This is a genomic window from Coleofasciculus sp., assembly GCF_046565525.1.
Classification (GTDB): Bacteria; Cyanobacteriota; Cyanobacteriia; order Cyanobacteriales; family Coleofasciculaceae; genus Coleofasciculus.
Window position 1 is genome coordinate 1 of the sequence record NZ_JBKHUP010000042.1, and the last position, 19,444, is coordinate 19,444.

At 45.4% G+C, this 19,444-nt stretch carries 18 protein-coding genes; 7 read left to right on the forward strand and 11 right to left on the reverse strand.

Annotated features, from left to right (window positions below):
• Positions 1-148: 148 nt before the first annotated feature.
• The 3 genes from ACLGGO_RS16310 to ACLGGO_RS16320 all read right to left on the reverse strand — a co-directional run bounded on the left by ACLGGO_RS16310 (position 149) and on the right by ACLGGO_RS16320 (position 3,765).
• A complete protein-coding gene (locus ACLGGO_RS16310) occupies positions 149-1,009 on the reverse strand; it encodes an SDR family oxidoreductase (RefSeq protein ID WP_446338585.1) in 861 nt (286 codons plus the stop codon).
• 282 nt (positions 1,010-1,291) lie between these two features.
• Complete coding sequence (locus ACLGGO_RS16315; RefSeq protein WP_446338586.1) at positions 1,292-2,320, reverse strand: hemerythrin domain-containing protein; 1,029 nt, start codon at positions 2,318-2,320, stop codon at positions 1,292-1,294.
• Positions 2,321-2,769: 449 nt separating this feature from the next.
• A complete protein-coding gene (locus ACLGGO_RS16320; RefSeq protein WP_446420087.1) occupies positions 2,770-3,765 on the reverse strand; it encodes an S-layer homology domain-containing protein in 996 nt (331 codons plus the stop codon).
• A gap of 135 nt (positions 3,766-3,900) precedes the next feature.
• Between ACLGGO_RS16320 and ACLGGO_RS16325 the strand changes: the two genes are divergently transcribed.
• Positions 3,901-4,269, forward strand: a complete 369-nt coding sequence (locus tag ACLGGO_RS16325; protein ID WP_446420088.1) for a hypothetical protein — start codon at positions 3,901-3,903, stop codon at positions 4,267-4,269.
• Positions 4,270-4,951: 682 nt separating this feature from the next.
• Here ACLGGO_RS16325 and ACLGGO_RS16330 read toward each other — a convergent pair.
• Positions 4,952-5,173, reverse strand: a complete 222-nt coding sequence (locus ACLGGO_RS16330; RefSeq protein WP_446420089.1) for a hypothetical protein — start codon at positions 5,171-5,173, stop codon at positions 4,952-4,954.
• A 29-nt stretch (positions 5,174-5,202) separates the two neighbouring features.
• Here ACLGGO_RS16330 and ACLGGO_RS16335 point away from each other — a divergent pair, with 29 nt between their 5' ends.
• A complete protein-coding gene (locus ACLGGO_RS16335) occupies positions 5,203-5,472 on the forward strand; it encodes a hypothetical protein (RefSeq protein WP_446420090.1) in 270 nt (89 codons plus the stop codon).
• A gap of 52 nt (positions 5,473-5,524) precedes the next feature.
• On the opposite strand, the gene ACLGGO_RS16340 is transcribed toward ACLGGO_RS16335, so the two are convergent.
• Positions 5,525-5,668 (reverse strand): hypothetical protein, encoded by a 144-nt coding sequence (locus ACLGGO_RS16340; protein ID WP_446420091.1) that lies wholly within the window; start codon positions 5,666-5,668, stop codon positions 5,525-5,527.
• A gap of 50 nt (positions 5,669-5,718) precedes the next feature.
• Between ACLGGO_RS16340 and ACLGGO_RS16345 the strand changes: the two genes are divergently transcribed.
• Positions 5,719-6,528, forward strand: a complete 810-nt coding sequence (locus ACLGGO_RS16345) for a Uma2 family endonuclease (RefSeq protein WP_446420092.1) — start codon at positions 5,719-5,721, stop codon at positions 6,526-6,528.
• Between the two features lie 83 nt (positions 6,529-6,611).
• On the opposite strand, the gene ACLGGO_RS16350 is transcribed toward ACLGGO_RS16345, so the two are convergent.
• Positions 6,612-8,822 carry a mechanosensitive ion channel domain-containing protein gene (locus ACLGGO_RS16350; RefSeq protein WP_446420093.1) on the reverse strand — a complete coding sequence of 737 codons (2,211 nt, stop codon included), beginning with the start codon at positions 8,820-8,822 and terminating at the stop codon, positions 6,612-6,614.
• Between the two features lie 402 nt (positions 8,823-9,224).
• Between ACLGGO_RS16350 and ACLGGO_RS16355 the strand changes: the two genes are divergently transcribed.
• Entirely contained in the window at positions 9,225-9,494 is a 270-nt protein-coding gene (locus tag ACLGGO_RS16355) for a hypothetical protein (protein ID WP_446420094.1), read from the forward strand.
• Between the two features lie 174 nt (positions 9,495-9,668).
• On the opposite strand, the gene ACLGGO_RS16360 is transcribed toward ACLGGO_RS16355, so the two are convergent.
• The 3 genes from ACLGGO_RS16360 to ACLGGO_RS16370 all read right to left on the reverse strand — a co-directional run bounded on the left by ACLGGO_RS16360 (position 9,669) and on the right by ACLGGO_RS16370 (position 13,890).
• Complete coding sequence (locus ACLGGO_RS16360; RefSeq protein ID WP_446420095.1) at positions 9,669-11,444, reverse strand: N-acetylmuramoyl-L-alanine amidase; 1,776 nt, start codon at positions 11,442-11,444, stop codon at positions 9,669-9,671.
• Between the two features lie 109 nt (positions 11,445-11,553).
• Entirely contained in the window at positions 11,554-12,099 is a 546-nt protein-coding gene (locus ACLGGO_RS16365; RefSeq protein WP_006099186.1) for a pyridoxamine 5'-phosphate oxidase family protein, read from the reverse strand.
• Between the two features lie 111 nt (positions 12,100-12,210).
• A complete protein-coding gene (locus ACLGGO_RS16370; RefSeq protein ID WP_446338592.1) occupies positions 12,211-13,890 on the reverse strand; it encodes a DUF7453 family protein in 1,680 nt (559 codons plus the stop codon).
• Positions 13,891-14,579: 689 nt separating this feature from the next.
• On the opposite strand from ACLGGO_RS16370, the gene ACLGGO_RS16375 reads away from it, so the two are divergent.
• The 3 genes from ACLGGO_RS16375 (at position 14,580) to ACLGGO_RS16385 (ending at position 17,623) form a co-directional block, all read left to right on the forward strand.
• Positions 14,580-16,244, forward strand: a complete 1,665-nt coding sequence (locus ACLGGO_RS16375) for a CTP synthase (RefSeq protein WP_446420096.1) — start codon at positions 14,580-14,582, stop codon at positions 16,242-16,244.
• A gap of 87 nt (positions 16,245-16,331) precedes the next feature.
• A complete protein-coding gene (locus ACLGGO_RS16380) occupies positions 16,332-16,748 on the forward strand; it encodes a hypothetical protein (RefSeq protein ID WP_446338594.1) in 417 nt (138 codons plus the stop codon).
• A 209-nt stretch (positions 16,749-16,957) separates the two neighbouring features.
• Positions 16,958-17,623 carry a CPBP family intramembrane glutamic endopeptidase gene (locus tag ACLGGO_RS16385; RefSeq protein WP_446420097.1) on the forward strand — a complete coding sequence of 222 codons (666 nt, stop codon included), beginning with the start codon at positions 16,958-16,960 and terminating at the stop codon, positions 17,621-17,623.
• Between the two features lie 220 nt (positions 17,624-17,843).
• On the opposite strand, the gene ACLGGO_RS16390 is transcribed toward ACLGGO_RS16385, so the two are convergent.
• Together ACLGGO_RS16390 and ACLGGO_RS16395 are read right to left on the reverse strand one after the other, a co-directional pair.
• Positions 17,844-18,740 carry an ROK family protein gene (locus ACLGGO_RS16390; RefSeq protein WP_446420098.1) on the reverse strand — a complete coding sequence of 299 codons (897 nt, stop codon included), beginning with the start codon at positions 18,738-18,740 and terminating at the stop codon, positions 17,844-17,846.
• Positions 18,741-18,786: 46 nt separating this feature from the next.
• Positions 18,787-19,332, reverse strand: coding sequence for a hypothetical protein (locus ACLGGO_RS16395; RefSeq protein ID WP_446420099.1), 546 nt, complete (start codon positions 19,330-19,332; stop codon positions 18,787-18,789).
• Positions 19,333-19,444 lie beyond the last annotated feature (112 nt).

The following is a 19,444-nucleotide window of genomic DNA, read 5'->3' on the forward strand; positions in this document are numbered from 1 at the left end:
CCTCCATTCTTCCGGCATCCCGCTATCCCTCCCCACCCTGCTAGCGCTGAGGGTGGGGACTCCCGCGAACACGTTGAATAGAGACGCGCCATGGCGCGTCTCTACATTTAGAGGAAATAGTCGTGCTGGGATCACCCTACACCGAGTCTCATGCACCAACAACCACACCACCGTTCGGATGCAGTACTTGACCCGCCATATAAGACGCATCTTGAGAAGCTAAGAAAACAAAACTCGGTGCAACTTCCTTGGGTTGTCCTGGACGCTTCATCGGAACTTGTTTACCAAACGTTTCGACTTGCTCACCAGGAAACGCATCAGGAATAAACGGTGTCCAGATGGGACCTGGCGCTACACCATTTACGCGGATGCCTTTCTCAATTAAAGGTTGGGAAATGGAGCGAGTAAAGGCAAGAATAGCACCTTTTGTCGCCGAATAACTGAGCAGAGACGAGTTACCTTTATATGCATTAATTGAAGTCGTGTTAATCACAGAACTCCCTGGCTCAAGGTGAGGCAAAGCCGCCTTAGTGAAATAGAACATTGAGAAGATATTTGTCGCAAATGTGCTACCTAATCGGGCTGAGTCAATTTCCTCAATGCTCTCTTCTAGATATTGCTCCGCCGCGTTGTTGACCAGGATATCCAGCTTGCCAAATTCATCAACTGTTTTCTGAACCGCTTCTTGGCAGAACTTTTCGTTGCGAATATCGCCAGGAATTAATAAACAACGACGACCATAGGATTCTACAGCTTCTTTTGTTTCTTGAGCATCTCCATGCTCGTCTAAGTAAACAATCGCAACATCGGCTCCTTCCTTGGCATAGAAAACCGCAACAGAACGACCAATCCCACTATCTCCGCCAGTAATCAAGGCTACTTTATCCAGTAACTTGTCACTACCTTTATAGTTGGGATCATCATATTCAGGCTTTGGCGTCATTTCTGACTCTAAAGCCGGTTTTCTCTCTTGTGATTGAGGGGGAATTTTATCGGGTGTAATTGTCATGATATAAAGCTCTTATTTCAGTTGTTATGGTTCAGGAAAGGGAATAAAAGATATCCCTGATCTTCGTTCATTCGTTCGTTCGTAGTCGGCACTTTAGTGCTTCAAATGACTTTTTAAAGAGGTCTTGTTGATACGTTATCGATGAGTAGCAAGGGCGGGTTTTGTTGTTCAGTTATTTTTGAATAGCTGGCTATAGTTTCTAAACCCGCCCCAACAATAGAAGATGAATGCCTGACGTATTGTGACGGCTAACTGGGATTAGCCAGCCGCCACTCTAGTCACCTACATTTGGCTTTGCAATTTTTTCTTGACTTCCTTAAATTGAGTTGCCATTTGTTCTCGCTGCTCTGGGGAAAGATTCTTGCGAATAGAAGCAAACATAGTGCTTTCTTCTTGACGAGTGTGATCGCCAATCATGTCTTTCACCTGCTTGAGTTTGGACTTAAACTCGGAGGAAGTCGGATCTAGCTCTTTCATCTCATTCAGAATAGTTTCTAACTCAGCCTGCTCATCATAGAGTTCCTGAGTATCATCCTCGCCATAAAATGAACGAACTTGAGGATAGACGATTTCTTCTTCCGCCTTGGCGTGAACAATTACATCCTTGTAGAGCTGTCCAAAAAACTCCTGGATGCGCTGCGGATTGTTGGTTCCCTTAATTTCACTAATTAAGGTTTTGGCTTTTTGGTGATCCATGAAAATGATATCCATGATATCCATATCAGACCTGTCAGAAGCCTGAGTCACAGCACTACCAATCACGCCCGTCATCGCAGCTACTGCATCCTGAACTCGTCCCCAAAGCCCTTGATCAGGTTCTTCACCCGTTAACTCTTGAGTGCCTAAATATTCCAACATTCCCTTAAGTCTTTCCTGATGAGCCCGGTTTTCAAAGTTAACCGAATTTAGGGGGGAAAGTGCTTCCTCGACATCCGCACCAGCGATTTGAGCTGCCTTATGAACCACAAGTCCAGACATGACTTGTCCATGTTTCAGGAGTTCATGCTGAGCCAGTTTCTCATAAAGGCTGAGTTCAGAGCTTTTCATCATCTCCTGAGCCTGTTCAATCATTTTTTGAACTTTCTCTTTTGGCTCAGATTGAATTCCATACTGAGTGATGCTTGTTTCCAGAACGTCCAGGTTGTTCTGGTCATCCTCCAACATGTCTTCTAAGCGACCAAAAATCTCGTTGTTTTTACATTCCTTTATAAATTGCTGTTCATTAGCAATAATTAAATTTTGAATTGCCCGCATATCGGCAAGTTTTTCAGCAATGGCAGAGCGCTTAGCATCAGTAAGGGTAGCAACCATTCTCTTGTGTTCTCCTATTTACGAGTTGTTTATTAAGTGAGTAGCTTGATTTTAAGGATTGACTTGCCATTCAGATATGCCTATGATGATATAGACTTATTGTTTACCAAAGTCTCCTCTGGTGTTCGCTGAACAGTAGCATGTTTTGAGCAGACTAAAGGTTTAGCGTTGAGACGCCTGTCTGAATCGCATAAACTGAATAGCAGAAATATCCGATCTACTCAACCTTAAACCAATCGAATTAATTGGCTTATTTCAGAGTAGCTCTATAGCCAATAATGATTAATCTATCTGAGGGTAGACTGTTGGCTAATTCAATGGTCAATTGTTTAGCAGAATGTTGGAGGAGGATAATCCGTTAATTTAGGTAAAGTACGTCCATCGGCATAGGTCAAATTACTAGAGAAAAGCTAGGCGGAAGAGATAGGGTGAAACGTTATTTATTGGAGTTAAGCTCTTTTTTGGGAAACCACCACAGCTTGATGAAGCATAGCCGCAAGTTCAGCACGGCTAGCCGGTTTATTCGGATTGAGCAAATCGCCTTGAGGATAGCCAGCGACTAAACCTGCTTTGATCGCCGCTGCGACGTTGGCGATCGCATAGTTGGGTATTTGATCGCTATCTTGGTACTGTTGTAAGGTTTTAGTGGGTTCGGATGGGGGTTTAAGGTTTAGGGCTTTAGCCAAAACCACTAATGCTTCTGCACGGGTGATCGGTTGGTTAGGACGAAATTTATCATCCGGATATCCAATGATTATTCCCGCTTTAGCCATCTCCTCAATCGCCTCAGCGCCCCAGTAATTGGGGGGTAAATCTTTAAACGCGATTGCCTCCGGCATTGCGCTCCGCGCGATCGCACGCCGCTTTGGTTGTGGATCAAATGCCTTCTGTAGCATAGCGGCTAACTCTCCACGAGTGGCAAATCGCTGAGGTTTAAATTCACTCTGGGGAAAGCCCACCACAATATCTCGCTGCGCCAACGCTGCGATTGCAACATGCGCCCAAAATTCATCCGGTACATCAGAAAATTCCACCGAGGGAGTAGGTGTTGGGGTTACGGTTGGCGTTACAGTTGGGGATGGAGTTTTCTCCGGCGCTCCAGGTGCTGGAGCCGCTTGCATTCTCCCTTGCACCCTTGGAACCCGACTCCCCTGCACCTCAGCTTCCCGACGAGGTGTTGTCTCAGAAGTGGATAACTCAGGAGTCGTCGGTGTGGGTTTAGTCGGCTCTGGAGATTCCGGTGTTGAGTCAGGTTGAGGTGAGGGCGGGGAAAACCCCAAGTCTTGCAGAATCTGATCTTTATGTTCTCTACCTATCGCCCAATAGAAAATACCGCCAATTGTTGTCAATGTCACAATAATCGCAATCCACTCATCCAAATTGAGAGGAGATGGGGGTTCTGGCGCAGAGGGAGGGGACATAGCGATCGCGTAACATAGGAACATATAAACTCTTACAGAAGATTAGCGATCGCGTCTGGATAATTCACAAGGGAAATCCTGGAACTTTACCCTGAGACAGGTGATAGACAATATAGTTAAGGATTAACGTGATAGTAGTTGTGAATATAGAAACCTGATATGAAAGATATTTCTGACAAAACGACTCAACTGGCACAGAAACATGGCAAGCAGATTGAGGAGCAGGGCAAACGTCTAGAGAAGTTGGGGAAATCTTTCAAAGAGAGAGGGAACCCAGAACATGGAAAGTCTCTAGAAGAGTACAGCCAAACCATACAGCAGGAAGCGAAAGCTTTAATTGAAGAAGCTGAAAAGTCTGATCAAAAGCACGGTGAAGCCTCTAATCAAGCTTATGAAGCCGCTGTGAACCATCATGTAAAAGCCACTAATGCACAGACAGAAGCCATCACTGAGCAAATAAAGATTAATCAAGATTATCTGAACAAATCTCAGAAGATGACTAAAAAATCCCAGGAGTCTCAAAATTAAGGGACTCGTGTGTCAGTTGGTGTAATAGCAGTTAGTGATCGAGAATAAGTAGAGACGTTCCGGCGGAACGTCTCCACAAAGTAATAATTCATACTGTAAAAGTTTGGTTAATCAGTTAGTAAAGTGTTGAAGTTATAAAAAACCAGCTTCAGCTTTAAGTGTTAGTGAGAAGCTTTGTAACTTTCAAAAAAATGTGCCGATTTTTCCAACCTTTTACCCCCCAATAGAGTATCGTGCAGCCCAGTATTACTTGAGAAATCCACTTGAGCCACTGTATGTGAAGTCCCATTTGAGAAAGTCCCAACACTAAAGCGTCGTCACAAAAACTGAGGAGTAAAAGTGATGACTGGCTCAGAAAACGAACCATTGGATTTTCTAGGTTATTCTCCATTGTGAAAATTTAATACGTTGATGATTCAATCGGAAGTTAATGATTGTATTTTTAAAATAATTAATAAATCAGACAATCACTAAACTTAGATTAACAATTAAATTGTCTGGCTGCTGACCCTCTGAAGTTAGATTAAACTCATTCGAGGGATAGAAATTTGCGGGTGAAGCCACATCTACCCCCTTGCCATCTAGTGGTCTAGCAAAACATCTGTTTAAAACCACTCGAACTAATCATTAAGTGTCATCAGTCTTTTTTGAGGTGGGTGTGACTGAAAAAGTCAAAAATAAGTTATTGCCGATAACGGGACTCTACCTTAGACAGATGAATCTCACTCGAAATCTTAGCTTTAGTACTACTTAGCTTATAGATAATTAGGAATCCATCTCCCACCTCACTTTCGTAGGTGGGGGTTAAGGCGAGGCAACGCCCCATAGCCAATAAAGTGTTAGAATATCGAAATCTTGAGCGGTACGGTAAAGGACGGAAAAATTCCGATGGGGGATCATTCATGATAGCTGTATTTCCTATACCACTAACCTATGACCACCACTAAAGAAAAATTGCTCATCGCGATCGAATCTACCCCAGAACCCATTCTGGAGCAAATTCTCGACTATCTGGAATACCTCAAAACCCGACCTACCCGCCCTACCACTCGCTCTAAAACCGTTCCAATTTCGGATGGGGAACCCATTGTGCGCGGCTCTAAAGCCAAAGACTTACTAAAATTCGCTGGGACTTGGCAGGGCGAAGACTTCGAGGAATGTCTTCAACTTGTTTACGACACTCGCTCCCCAGGCGAATTCTGATGTATTTGCCGACAATGATTTCCAACGCCTTCAACAGGTAGAACCTTTTGCCTTAGACTCTTGGGTTTGAATGATTTTCATCCGGCTCAATCAAATAATCCTCACTGTTTGGCTCTATTGAACATTCTGGAACCACTGTGTCACTCCATCCGCGATCGCACGGGCTAATCTCTGTTGTTGCGGGTTTGTAATCCATTCAAATTTTAATCTAAAATAGGGCTTACAGATGGAGGGAGATGATACCTAATGACGACGGTTGCAACTCAGCCTAAAATTACCTGGGAGAAGCTACCCGATGATTTTCCCTTACCCGATGATCCTGTGGATAATATTGATCAGCCGACATTAGCCGCCGCACTCAGCGACAGTTTAGAACAAACCGGGCGATTGCAAGACAATACATTAGTCGCTACGAATTACGGTGTCTGCGCCCGGTTAGAGGATAAGTTTGTGGTTAAAGCTCCCGATTGGATGTATGTACCTCGGATTGAGGTATCCCTAGGAAACGTGCGTCGCAGTTATACGCCACACCTGCAAGGGGATATTCCAGGAATTGTAATTGAATTTCTTTCAGATACAGAAGGAAATGAATATTCGAGCAAGCCGACTTATCCTCCAGGGAAATGGTACTTTTATGAGCAAGTGTTGCGAGTCCCCCAGTATGGAATTTTTGAACCTCAAGAAGGTGTGCTGGAAATGTATCAGCTCAATGATGCTGGACATTATGTTTTGCAGTCGCCACAAGAGAACCGCTATTGGATAGAAGCACTCGGCTTATTTTTGGGTGTGTGGGAAGGAAGGAAGGGAAACCGTCAGGGGTATTGGTTGCGGTGGTGGGATGAATCTGGGCAACTTTTACCTTGGGGGGTAGAATTGGTTGAGCAGGAACGACAACGGGCTGAGCAGGAACGACAATGGGCTGAACAAGAACGACAACGGGCTGAACAAGAACGACAACGGGCTGAACAAGAACGACAACGGGCTGAACAAGAACAGCAACGAGTTCAAGCCTTGATCGCACAGTTACGAGCGGCTGGAATTGAGCCAGAGACGTGAGTACAGCTACAAAATTAGTAGAGACGTTCCGGTGGAACGTCTCTCCAGTAGAAAAGCCCTACCTAAAACCTAAAAGCTAGGTTCTAATCTGGACCATCGGGATCAACGCCCAAGGAGGGTTCACCCTCAAAGGATGACTCAGGGTCAAAGAATGACTTAGTACTAGACTTAGATAGTTGAGGTTCTAAGGGTTCCACAGGCATTTGCGAAACTAATTCTGGCGTTTTACCATTGGCAGCAGCAGAGTGAATACGAATATCTTGCTGGGGTATGATTGAGATCCCTTCTTTGGCAAAGCGTTCCTGAACCATGTAGAGTATCTCTTCATAAGCTGTCCAAAAGTCCTCAGTTTTCGTCCAAAAGTTAAACCCCATAATCACATAATAGTCACTACCTTTATAAGGAAAAATGGACGGCGGTGGATTGTCTAGAGTCAAGGGGTGTGACTTTCCAATCTCCAACAAAATTTCCTTGACCCAGCGCAGGTTAGTTTCCAAGGAAATATTAAGACTCAATCCACCCTTACGAATATCCTGGGTGGTCAGGTTTTCAATGGTACTGCTCCAAATCGTGTTGTTGGGAACCGTATAAATTTGAGCGCCAAAGCCTTTAAGTCTTGTATTGGCAAGGGTGATTGAATCAACGTAACACCACAAATCACCGATTTTGACTTCATCGCCAACATCGAAGGGCTTGTACGCCATAATCATCAAGCCACTTGCCAAATTTCCTAGGTTACTTTGCAGTGCGAAGGCGAGTACGAAACTCACCCCCCCAAGCAGGGCGAGGATTGGACCGAGGCTGACTTCAAGTGCAGTTAGAGCGAGTAGGAAGGCAACCAGGATACCACCGCGCTGGATCACGATAACCACGAAGTTACGTAACAGTTGGGATATATGGCTCAATCGCAAAAAAGCTTGGTTAACAATGATACCGAGGACCTGAGACGCGATCGCGACGCCGATAAAAACACCTAAAAACTTGCCCGTATTATTAACCCAGCGTAAGCCACCTTCTTCGGATGAGAACCAGTTGATCAGCCGCAGCCCTAAACCTTCGGTGTCGGTTATGTCAAGTTCAACACCACTAACGGCTTGAATATATTTACGGTAAAACTCAGGATCGCCGCCTTTTTTCTCCAATTCGTCGAGGATGACGTTAAAGCGATCAATAATTGCAGTTCGTTCCTCTTGAAGTTCGGTAACCGCAATCACCAGTTGATTTTTCTCTTCCGAATCGGCTTCGGCATTCTCTTCAAGTTTTGTGCCTGCCTCTTCAAGCTGCTGTTGTTGTTCTTGAAGTTCCCCTTGACTCTCCGCGACTTCCGGCGGTCCAGCGACTTTTTCCTCTCCGTCAACGTCTACTTCCGTGTTTTCCAGAGTGGCTGTCAGTTCATCGAGATTTGTGGAGGATTGTTCTTCAGGGGCATCCACTCCTTCAATGGCTTCCCTGGCTTGTTTGAGCGCTTCTAGGCTGGTTTCAAGTTGCTGAGTTGCTTCTTTATGTTCCGGTGAGTCAGGAATCGTACCCTCTTGGGCTTCTTTGGCATCCTCAACGTCTTTGATCGCGGCTTCTAGGGTATCAATGTTTTCCGTCGTGGCTTCATAGCCCAACGAGCCGGCTTCCATCTCCTCTCGTGCTTTCTTCGCATCCTCAACCGCTTGTTTTGCCGCCTCCAGTTCCCCTATTTCCTCGGCTTTTTCTCGGGCGCTGCTTGAGGTTTCGTCTTCTTCAATCTTCTGTTGCGTTTCGGCAGCTTCCTCGATGGCTGCTTGGGCTACTTTCAGGTTTTCTTTGGCGTCTTCTACCTTTTTCGCCGCTTCTTCATATTCTGGGGAGCCAGGAGTGGCACCGGCTTGAGCTTCCTCTGCTTCGGCAAGGTTTTTCTTGGCTTCCTCTAACGCATTGGCGGCTTCTTCCTGTTTGCCAATGGTTAAATTTTGCCGTTTGATGGCAATTTCAGCGGCGCTAATTTCTTTGGCTTTTTCTTTGAGCAGCAGTAGCCAAGCGGCTGCCTCAATTTCGAGTTCGGCTAAGGTAAAGGGCTGTACCAACAGTCTCAATTCCTCTACGGGAATCGTCGGATCTTCCGTCGTGGTTGCCGCTTGGGGATCTACCTCTTCGGGAACTTGAACTTGTTCCGTGGTGGTTTCTTCCGCTTCAGCGTCTTGGGCTCGCACCGGCGTCCACCACACCGCGACAGCACAGACAACTCCCGTCAGGACAATTGCACCCACTCGATAACGCCGTCTAGGCGGTTTATCCCTGAATATTTTTCGTTTTAATGGCAGCATTTTGTTAGTTAAAAAACCCAATTACAGCTACAACGGTCTAAAAGCTAAACTGATTAGACTTATCTTGAGCAGAGAGTTAGGAGCGATTAAATTATTTAATCTTATCAGTATATTATTTCTATTAACTCTTTGTCAATAAATCACGTTTTTTTATCCAGCGCAACCAACAATGGTACCGCTAGTGCAGCATTGGAGCCTTCTGCTCTCTGGACTCTTCTGTCTTCTTGTACTCGCTTGAAAAAGGACTTCAGGATTCATGACATCCTAATACTACGATGTTCATTTGGTATAGTAGTAATGGTCGTTGCACCCACTTGTTGCTAGAGGCATCAGCCGACATCATAATCTTCGATTGGATGTAGGTCGTTCATGATAGCTGTATTTCCTATAACCTACTTATTTATGACCACCACAAAAGAACAATTGCTCATCGCGATCGAATCCACCCCAGAACCCATTCTGGCGCAAATTCTTGACTATCTCGAATACCTCAAAACCAAACCTACCCGCTTTGCAATTCAATCTAGAACCGTTTCGATTCCGGATGGGGAACCCATTTTACGAGGTTCTAAAGCCAAAGACTTACTAAAATTTGCTGGAACTTGGCAGGGCGAAGACTTCGAGGAATGTCTTCAACTTGTCTACGATACTCGCTCCCCAGCCGAATTTTAATGTATTTGCTCGACACTAACCACTGTAGCCGCATAATCTTCGGCGAACAAACTCTTATTCAACAACCGACAATGATTTCCAACGCCTTCAACAGGTAGAACCTTTTGCCTTAGAATCTTGGGTTTAAATTATACTTTTCATCCGGATCAATCAAATAATTCCCACTGTTTGGTTCTATTGAACATTGTGGAACCACTCTGTCACCCCATCCGCGATCGCACTGGCTAATCTCTGTTGTTGCTGTGGATTAGTAATCCACTCAAATTCCTCCGGATTAATCATAAATCCAAGTTCTAATAACACCGATGGCGCGGTATGAGGGCGAGTGAGTGCTAGATTATTCCAAAACACTCCATAAGCCGGACGATCTAACTGGTTCACCAGATAATCCTGCAAAAATATCGCCAAATTATGGGCTTGGGGATGATACCAAAACATCCCAACCCCTTTAGTATTCATCGCGTCACCTGCATCAGGGAGGGCGTTGTAATGAATTGAAAGCGCGATCGCAGGTTTAATCTCATTAATCATATTCACGCGATCGCCCAACGACACCGCCTGATCCGCTTCCCTTGTCATATATACCGTTGCACCCTTTTGGCGAAGTTGATCTCGCAGTAACTTCGACACAATCAAATTCACATCTTTTTCCGGATAACCTGTGGGTCCCCTCGCCCCTAATTCCGCCCCCCCATGTCCTGGATCTAAGAGGATTTTAATTCCCGTTAGGGGTTGTAAAGCATTTTCAGGGATAACTTCTAAGTTTTGAGTGCGAACAGTTGGCGGATGACGTAACGTCAGGATGAGATTGCTTCCTTCATATCTCAGGTCATAACCCCATTGTTGGTCAGATTTCAAGTTAAAGGTATAGTTTACCTGAGTTGGTGTAATTTGTTGCCAATCTAAGCGTTTAATCAAGGGGTCATCATCCAAGCGGATCACATCAGTTTGGGCGGTTGTGTTATGCAGCGTTAGCGTAAACGTGCGATCGCCTTGCTGAACACTCACCGGTACAGGTGTGCTTAAAGGAAACACTACTTCTGTCGCCCCTGGAATCTGACGAGCGCGGATACTACGAATCATGGCTGTCGGGGGAACAGTATTGGGAACGATACGCACCTCTTCGGCTTTAATCCACGCCCCATAATCCAGACGCACCCACTCCCCTTCCCGCCCCGTAATTGTCGCCCTGACGCCTTTGGGTAAGGGAGTGAGGCGAGAATAGGTGGTACTTGGTCCGGTTCGCGCTACACCTGCATCCACGATTACCTCAGCCACCTCTAATTCAACGGGGTTGATAATTGAAATCTGTCCGGGTGCAGCTTGACTTATGGTTTTCCCATTCAAGGTTAGCTGATATTGCGGTTGTCCTAAATTTGCCGCGATTTCTGCGGTTGCACATCCCTGATAGTAACCCGTCGTCGATTGAACACCAACCTGATTTTGAGCAATTAATCCGGCTGAATTTGGCGGTAACTGGATATTCTGGAATTGAGCCATCAACGGAATGGCTTGATTTGCCAGGTTCACTGTTACCGTAGCATTCGGCGGCGCGATCGCACTAAAACATAAGAGTTCTCCAGGTAATCGGGCAATATCGACGTTTGGGGTTAGGGAATCCTTGGCAAAGGTTAACCCGGTTGGCAGGTTTGGGGTAGGGTCAACACGAGTTATATTAATCTGAATTGTCTGGTTTTGATAGCGCAAAGTAAAGCGATTTTTGCCCAATTCCAAGGGAAAACTCGGCGCAAAATGTCCAGCCGAACTACGAGGGATAACTTGACCATTGACGCGCACCTCTCCGGTTGGTGGTGCTGTACCAATTAAGAAAATTTGTGCCGCCGTGGTTTGATGATTGTCAGACGGATAAGTAAGGAAAAGAGGGTGTTCCGCCCAAGCTGGAGATGCAATAACTGATGCTAATACAGCTAATCCTAGGATAGTTTTCATTTGTCATTTGTCATTCGTCATTCGTCATTTAGACAGGGAGGGTTTAGTGACATTAGGGTGGGCAAAAAACGATAGTAGTGAAACCCGCCCCTACACCCTGCCTACTTTTTCAATCGGATAAAAGATGAGTGGGTAATCCATCAATGCTTTGGATATTTTTCGCCTGCCAATATTCATAAATGCCCTGTTCTCCCTTTTTCTCTGACCATTCAACCAGAGTTTCTCGTTCACCTTGAAATTCATATAGGGGAACACCATAGCCACAAGAGGTTTGCACGGATTCAATATCTAGAACAATAATTTGCCGTTGTCCTGGCAGCGAATTAAAGTGGGTATAAAAGGTGTCCCATTCTGGAGCAACGGGGCGAATTACCCGCCCTTGACCGTAAAGGCGTAAAATTAGAGGTTTATCGGTAAAACTGCAAAACATGATCGTTAGTCTACCATCGTCCTGCAAATGAGCCGCCGTTTCATTGCCACTACCTGTTAAATCCAGGTAAGCGACGGTTTTCGGATCAAGACAGCGCAACGTGTCCATCCCTTTGGGAGATAGATTAATCCGCCCCTGTCGAGGTGCTGTCGCCGTAAAAAAAATCTGTTGTTCTTTGATAAAGTTTTGTAAATTTGGGGGGAGTTCTGAATAAAATTTTGCCATTGTCCTCTTAATCTTCGTAATATTTATCCATGCTGCTATGAATAAATTCTACGGGAACAAGCGTACCATGGCGTTTAACCTGAATGGGTTTAACCAGTCTATTATTGATTATCAAGGACGACTTTTGCGCTTACATCTTAGACCCAATGCGAACACGATCGCACCTGTCAATAGAGAAAACGAGGGTTCTGGAACAGTAGCTGTGCGAGTCACATAAATTCCTGCCCAAGAATCTTCTTCCGCATCCCCTACCATACTAGCCGTCAGTGCCAACCAGCCGTCGCGATAGCCGTCACGCTCAATGCCAACCGAAGAAATAGTTAGACCCGTCGCTTCCGGATCTAACACCTCACCGAGCATAGAGGTATCCACTACAGTTAACAGCTCTGAATCTAGCCCCAACAGAGCATAAATCCCTTCAATTCCGGAATCTTTGCTGCCTTTAAAAGTAATTTGCGAACCATCAACCGCAACAAAAGCTGTGGAACGCCAGCGTGCCAGTTCCAAGTCACCCTCCTCATCTTCACCCTCACCAACCCCAGGTGGACGACCGGAGAAGTTCCAGAATAGAAAGTCAGAGAAACCTTCCTCACCCGTTTGGGCAATAAGCTGAGTCTCTAGCGTTTCGGTATTCGTGAGGAAAATACCTTGGTTAGCAGCGACTTCAGTGGTAAAGCCATTGGGATACAAGCTTTGGCAATAATCAACCCGCGCTTGATTGCCCTCTTCCGGACAAAATAGGGTAATCGGTTTCGTCTCGCTACCCAATGCTCCCCAAAATGCCAGATAATTTCCATCGAAGGACAATGCCTCACCCAATCGAGTGAAGGGCAAACTGCTACCTGGTGCAGTTTCACCAAGAGACACTAATGGATTAAGGGTTCTCGGCTCAAGCAACGATACTTGATAGATACCGCCCAAAGTTGGCGATTCCTCATTATCAACGCCGAGAAATACAGCATTTCCCCTCGCGGCACTCGGCGGTGCTGTTGAACCAAAGAGAATGCCCGTAGGATTGTTACCAGGGATAACGGTATTGCTATCGGCAATCAACTCAACGGAATTCGTGCCACCATTCGCCAAGACATCCCGAAAATAAACCCCCGTCTTCCCTTCTCCTGTTGCCTGATCCGTCCAATTTCCCTTAAAGACGATGGTGCTGCCATCGGTGGGTGCAGGTGCGCCAGGAAACTGGTCAAATCGCGTAGTGGGGCTACTGCTTGGAACGCTGAAGTAGTCAAATCCACTCACTTCACCAAGCTGGCTAGCTCCCGTGATCAGCTCTCCCATGGGATTGGTGTAAATTCCGGAAGTCCCCAACTGAGTCACTGTTTCCCCCGTGACCGGATCGATAACCTGCCATACTGGGTTAGATTGTCCACGGGTCGCTGTCATGCTAGAATCGATATCGATTCGCGGGAAAGACGGAAACTCCGTAAACTCGGCGCTGGTGTTGTTCGGCTCAGGTACAAGAGAACCCCGTGTTGCGATCGCTTCGATCGAACCAAGATTGAGCAGATCACGGCTAAAGATGCCAGTACTCGGTTGCCCACCTTGTCCACCTCGACTGCGAGCACGAAAGACAACAAGACCACTGCTATTGACTGAGGGTTGATTATAGCTGTTAAATAACCGATTAGTGCCAGGAATGTTATCACCGTTGTTGACGACTGTGGTGAAATGAAACGGTGAAGTGTCTGAAAAGGTAGCTGCCTGTAGGGGCGATTCATAGACTAGAAAACAAGTGGTTCCTAGAAGTGCAGCTTTGAAGAATAAAGTAGCTTTTTTCATAAACAACCTAAACAACACCCTATATTTAGGTTGAGTATACGGAAAATCGCCCTATTTTTGGTAAAGAAGCTGTAAAATTTGAGAGCTGATTTATGAAGTAGAGATGAAGAGGCTCTCCTTGTGCAGTGAGTTTAGGGCTATGTTGAGTACAGTTACTATATATATATTAGATAACGAAACATCAACTTTTGTAAAGGTATGCGGATAATTTGTTACCTTGCCAGTCGGAAGCGATCGCAAGTCGTCTAGCTTGGGAATAGGGATGAGCGTTGGGTGGGAGAGGGGCTGGGGGTTTTGGCATAGTCAGCTATAGCTCATGGTGCTTAAGGAGAAAAGAAGGACTAAAAAAGCGTCAGGCTTTCGTGGTGGACATTCCAGACGGAAGCGGATGTTCAACGTAAAGGATAAAAGCATCCCCAAAAACCAATCAGGCATAGTACAGACGAGTTGTGCATGGAAAATGGAGAAAGGATGTTCTCAGCGTGACTTGTGGCGTCTGAAATTAGGAGAAGCGAGTTTCATTGGTTTGGGTGTACAGGGTGATGGCAATTTCAATAACCGGTCAGGGGAAGATTACTCTTATCAGTGATTGAGGGCATCCTGCTCTAGCTCTCCTCGAAACAATCTTAAAAGACTGTGGCACAATTAACGGGGTGCATCTTGAAAAGTCTGGCGTACTTAAAAATTCTATGGCTAAATTTGTCTTTGTAACAGGTGGGGTTGTATCTAGCATCGGTAAGGGTATCGTTGCTGCAAGCTTAGGACGATTGCTCAAATCACGGGACTATTCGGTGTCGATTCTTAAGCTAGACCCCTATATTAACGTCGATCCGGGAACCATGAGTCCCTTTCAACATGGGGAAGTTTTTGTCACAGCAGATGGGGCGGAAACGGATTTAGACTTGGGACATTATGAGCGCTTTACAGACACGCTGATGTCCCGCCTCAATAGTGTCACCACTGGATCAATCTATCAGGCGGTTCTGAATAAAGAGCGTCGCGGCGACTATATGGGGGGAACGGTGCAGGTGATTCCCCATATTACCAATGAGATTAAGGCACGGATTCATCGGGTGGCTCAAAATACTAATCCGGATGTGGTGATTACGGAAATTGGCGGAACAGTCGGGGATATTGAATCATTACCATTTTTGGAAGCAATTCGTCAATTCCGTAAGGATGTGGGGCGCAATAATGTGCTGTATATGCACGTTACTCTCCTACCGTGGATTCCTTCTGCGGGTGAAATGAAAACCAAACCGACTCAGCATTCGGTGAAAGAATTGCGTTCTATTGGTATTCAGCCTGATATTTTAGTCTGTCGGTGCGATCGCCCTCTGCAACCGGGGATTAAAGAGAAACTCTCGGAGTTCTGCGATGTGCCTGTGGAATCCGTGATTACCTCTCCCGATGCCAATAGTATTTACGAAGTCCCCCTGATTTTAGAACAAGAAGGACTGGCAAACCAAACCCTAGATCTATTGCGAATCCCGCAACGGGAACCGGATTTAAGCCAATGGCAAACCCTGGTGGAACAAATGCATCGCCCAATCCATAAGGTAGAAATTGCCATTGTCGGCAAGTATATCCGCTTGAGTGATGCTTATCTATCCGTTGTCGAAGGATTACGCCACGCCGCGATCGCATTGGGGAGCGAATTCAACCTACGTTGGGTGAGTTCGGAGGATATTGAAACCGAGGGCGCCGAAGACTTTTTAGCCGGAGTCAACGGTATCATTGTTCCGGGAGGTTTTGGTATCCGAGGCGTAGATGGCAAAATTGCGGCGATTAAATATGCCCGTACCCATAAGATTCCCTTCCTCGGTTTATGCTTAGGAATGCAATGTTCTGTAATTGAATGGGCGCAAAATATTGCCCTGCTTGAGGATGCTCATAGTGCTGAGTTTGTACCTAATGCTCGTAATCCCGTGATTAACTTGTTACCTGAACAGCAGGATGTTGTGGACTTAGGCGGTACGATGCGCTTAGGGATGTGTCCTTGTCGGATTCTGCCGAATACCTTGGCAGCATCACTCTATGGGGAAGAGGTGATTTATGAACGTCACCGACATCGCTATGAATTTAATAATGCCTATCGCAACCTGCTTTTAGACACAGGTTACATGATTAGCGGGACATCTCCCGATGGTCGCTTAGTGGAAATCATTGAATACCCCGATCATCCCTTCTTCCTAGCCACTCAGTTTCACCCAGAGTTTAGCTCTCGACCGAGTGCCCCCCACCCCTTGTTTAAAGGATTTGTACAAGCTGCCATAGAACAATGCCAGGGTGAGGTTTCAAGTCCCCCAACTGATGCTCCCATTATCGAGCAATCCCCAGTGCAGGTATCGTGACCTAGAGGTTTGAATTTTGAGTTATGAGGCGAGCCAAAATTATCTACAACTCATAACTCAAAGCTCGCAATGGCTTGAGGAGGTTTTGTGGCGTACTGGATAAAAATTGATTACGAACGCAGCAATTATGTGATTGATCTCGATCGCATCAGTGCGTTTGCCTGCGCTCCCAACGGCAAAATTATTTTCTGGTTGCCGAATAGTGCCCACCAGATTATCATTAATCAACACAGTGACCCCGAGGGGTATCATCAAGTTTTGGAGTATATTAAACAAGTCTCAGCTCATTCCCTAGCCGGATCTTGGATTCAAGTTAGATATGAACGCAGTGACTATGTAATTGATCTCAACCGCATCAGTAGCTTTTCTCATGCGGCGAGTGGCAAGTTAACTTTTTGGTTACCTGATAGTTCAATCCCCATTATTATTAATGAGCAAACTGATCCAGATAGTTATCAAAAGATTCTTGATTATATTAAACGTAAAACGGGTTATATTGTGTAAAATTAGGTGCAAGAGCTAGGTAAATTCTCTCTTTTGACTAACACCAAATCCTATTTAGATAGACAAAAAAATCTAACTAGGTTGGTGCAAATAAACTCAACTATATTCCTTGCCTTGGCAAAAAAAAACAAATAATCAAGTTGCCCAAGAAAGGTTAATGAAGTACAGGTACACAGTCAAAGTACATGATAAGGATAAGAGGGAAAACAATGTACCTCACAAACTTGAAACGCGCTGTATCTGTTGCCGTAGATAAATTGAAACCAGAACTATGGCTATTGTTCATTGCTTTTGTCATTCCCTCTCTGCTGCTCTATTCAGGTTTTTTACCCAGGCAGTTCTTATTTCTTACCCTAGGCGGCTTTCCAACAGTCGTCATGATGATTTATGTGTCTATCAACAGAGTGGCTCCACATAAACTAGGGCTTTCGCTAGAGCTTTCATCAGTACGCGAGATACTGCCTTCTACTCTGTTCCTGCTTCTGTTAGGTTGGATCTTTTTAGCTTTACTCCCTTGGTTTTTAGGTTCTCCCCGTTCTCTGTATCTAGAGTTCGGTTACTATGGCTGGTATTTTGGCATGTCGGTATTTCAAGAGCTGGTATGGAGAGGATTCGCTTTCCTGATTCTAGAAAAAATAATTGGCTCTCGTGAGAGAGCTGTGATACTTTGCTCTGCAAGTCTTTTTGCTTTCTCACACATTTACTTTCGTAGTGTTCTAATTGTTGCTGGCACCTGGCTGTTGGGCTGGCTATGGGGAAAAAATTACTGGAAGTTCAGAAGTATTTCTGGTCCTGTAGTTGCCCACTATCTTGTGGGGTTTCCTTTTATTCTCTTAAACTACATGGGAGGTAATCAAACTTGGAGTCTATTCTGACACTTGTGTTACGATCTTTGCACTTTGAGGTGGTGAAGATGTCAATACAAGTGTTCTGGGTTATGTCCCAAAATTAGCAATACAAAGAAAGGCAGTCTGAATATCCATCTGTCAAACTTTTGGAGGATAATTTTTGGGAGTAGTTGACTATTCGCCAAGGAGAGGTGAGCGGGTTTTGTTAACACTTCACCGCATCGGAAGAGGCAGTTGAGTATTTTATCTATAGTTCATCATTTCTCATTTGTAAGGCTAATTTAGCTGCTCCTACTATTCCCGCTTGATTCCCTAGGGTAGCCGTAAGTAACTGTAAACCGGCACGAGAACTCGGTAACACTCGACGTTCAATTTCTGCCCATGCTGCTGGTAAGAAAAATTTGGCACTGGCGCTGACTCCACCACCAATAACAATCGCTTCTGGAGTGAGGACATAAATCAAACTCGCCAATCCTGCGCCTAAATCCCGTCCGTAATGGTTCCAAAAGTCTAACGCCTCTAGATTGCCTCCGTTTGCCAAACGACCCAGTTCAGCCGGGTCTTTTCCAATACGGCGACGAATTGCACCAATGGATAAATATTGTTCCAAAGATCCTTGATTGCCACTATTACAAGCAGGACCGTCTGGATTGAATGTGATTAACCCCAACTCCCCGGCTGCGCCTTGGGAACCTACAAAGAGTTTCCCATCTAAAATAATTGCCCCACCAACACCAGTACCCAATGTGAGCATAATCAGATGGCGAAATGGTCGTCCTGCACCTAACCAAGCTTCACCTAAACCCGCACAATTGGCATCATTGGCGATAATCGTCGGGCAACCTGTTTTGGCTTCTAACCAATCGGCTAGGGGAATATCAAGCCAATTGTTGAGATTAATCGCCACTCTAGCAATCCGTCCAGCGGCATCCGCAGGTCCTGGAGTACCCACACCAATGGCAATAACGCTATGGTTAGGATTGAGTTGTGCGATCGCGTCTGCCATCACCTCAACCACAGCTTTTGGGGTTGAGGGTTGAGGTGTCGCCACGGTTAAGGATTGGATGCAAGTGCCATCTTTCTGGAAGCGCCCCAGCTTAATCGCGGTTCCGCCTAAGTCAATACCAATTACGTCATTTGTCATTTGTCAGGGAATAGGGAACAGGGAAAAGTCTAAATTTTAAACCACCTTAATCGGCAATATTCAATGAATTCCAAAACTCTTGGAAATCTTGTTCGGCGCGGCGATAATTGGCTTCTTTATGACTTAAAACAGCTTGGGAAATTTCACCATATTGGTATTGTTCTTGGGCAAGTTCAAATTCGAGTTTAGCAATTTGATACGCTTGTTTTTTAAGCGTACCTTCTACAGAATCCACCCAGTTGGGAAAGCCCAGGTGCTGCGTTTCCCAGTCGGTATGACCAATTTCCGCAATTTTGCGATCGCCTAAAATGGGTTGGCTGGTTTCGGTTAACTGCTGAAAGCTGGATAGGGCGTTCTTAATTTGTTGAATTCGTTCTAGGGAATTTGAGAGAGAAAAGCGTTCGTTGAGGGTATCGTCAACGGGTTCATCGGGATGAATCGGAGAGAGGGATGGACTATCTTGAGATACATTTCCTTGTTTAGGCAGTTGGGCGACTGAACTGGTCCACCAAAATCCTACACTAGCAACGGGAATGAGTAATAACCCGCCAATGGCGGCGAAACGTATAGACTGGTTTTGGATAGATTTCATACAAATCGGCTGGTAGAATACCTAGCTTTGAAAAGTTATGTCTTGATTATTCGACGAGAGTAAGATGACTTCCGGTTCCTTTGGAATTGGGGAACAGGTAATTGGGGGTTGG

Bases quoted from the DNA above. Each gene is read 5' to 3' on its own strand.
- ACLGGO_RS16310 (WP_446338585.1), bottom strand. From the start codon at position 1,009: ATGACAATTACACCCGATAAAATTCCCCCTCAATCACAAGAGAGAAAA.
- ACLGGO_RS16315 (WP_446338586.1), bottom strand. From the start codon at position 2,320: ATGGTTGCTACCCTTACTGATGCTAAGCGCTCTGCCATTGCTGAAAAA.
- ACLGGO_RS16320 (WP_446420087.1), bottom strand. From the start codon at position 3,765: ATGTTCCTATGTTACGCGATCGCTATGTCCCCTCCCTCTGCGCCAGAA.
- ACLGGO_RS16325 (WP_446420088.1), top strand. From the start codon at position 3,901: ATGAAAGATATTTCTGACAAAACGACTCAACTGGCACAGAAACATGGC.
- ACLGGO_RS16330 (WP_446420089.1), bottom strand. From the start codon at position 5,173: ATGAATGATCCCCCATCGGAATTTTTCCGTCCTTTACCGTACCGCTCA.
- ACLGGO_RS16335 (WP_446420090.1), top strand. From the start codon at position 5,203: ATGACCACCACTAAAGAAAAATTGCTCATCGCGATCGAATCTACCCCA.
- ACLGGO_RS16340 (WP_446420091.1), bottom strand. From the start codon at position 5,668: ATGGATTACAAACCCGCAACAACAGAGATTAGCCCGTGCGATCGCGGA.
- ACLGGO_RS16345 (WP_446420092.1), top strand. From the start codon at position 5,719: ATGACGACGGTTGCAACTCAGCCTAAAATTACCTGGGAGAAGCTACCC.
- ACLGGO_RS16350 (WP_446420093.1), bottom strand. From the start codon at position 8,822: ATGCTGCCATTAAAACGAAAAATATTCAGGGATAAACCGCCTAGACGG.
- ACLGGO_RS16355 (WP_446420094.1), top strand. From the start codon at position 9,225: ATGACCACCACAAAAGAACAATTGCTCATCGCGATCGAATCCACCCCA.
- ACLGGO_RS16360 (WP_446420095.1), bottom strand. From the start codon at position 11,444: ATGAAAACTATCCTAGGATTAGCTGTATTAGCATCAGTTATTGCATCT.
- ACLGGO_RS16365 (WP_006099186.1), bottom strand. From the start codon at position 12,099: ATGGCAAAATTTTATTCAGAACTCCCCCCAAATTTACAAAACTTTATC.
- ACLGGO_RS16370 (WP_446338592.1), bottom strand. From the start codon at position 13,890: ATGAAAAAAGCTACTTTATTCTTCAAAGCTGCACTTCTAGGAACCACT.
- ACLGGO_RS16375 (WP_446420096.1), top strand. From the start codon at position 14,580: ATGGCTAAATTTGTCTTTGTAACAGGTGGGGTTGTATCTAGCATCGGT.
- ACLGGO_RS16385 (WP_446420097.1), top strand. From the start codon at position 16,958: ATGTACCTCACAAACTTGAAACGCGCTGTATCTGTTGCCGTAGATAAA.
- ACLGGO_RS16390 (WP_446420098.1), bottom strand. From the start codon at position 18,740: ATGACAAATGACGTAATTGGTATTGACTTAGGCGGAACCGCGATTAAG.
- ACLGGO_RS16395 (WP_446420099.1), bottom strand. From the start codon at position 19,332: ATGAAATCTATCCAAAACCAGTCTATACGTTTCGCCGCCATTGGCGGG.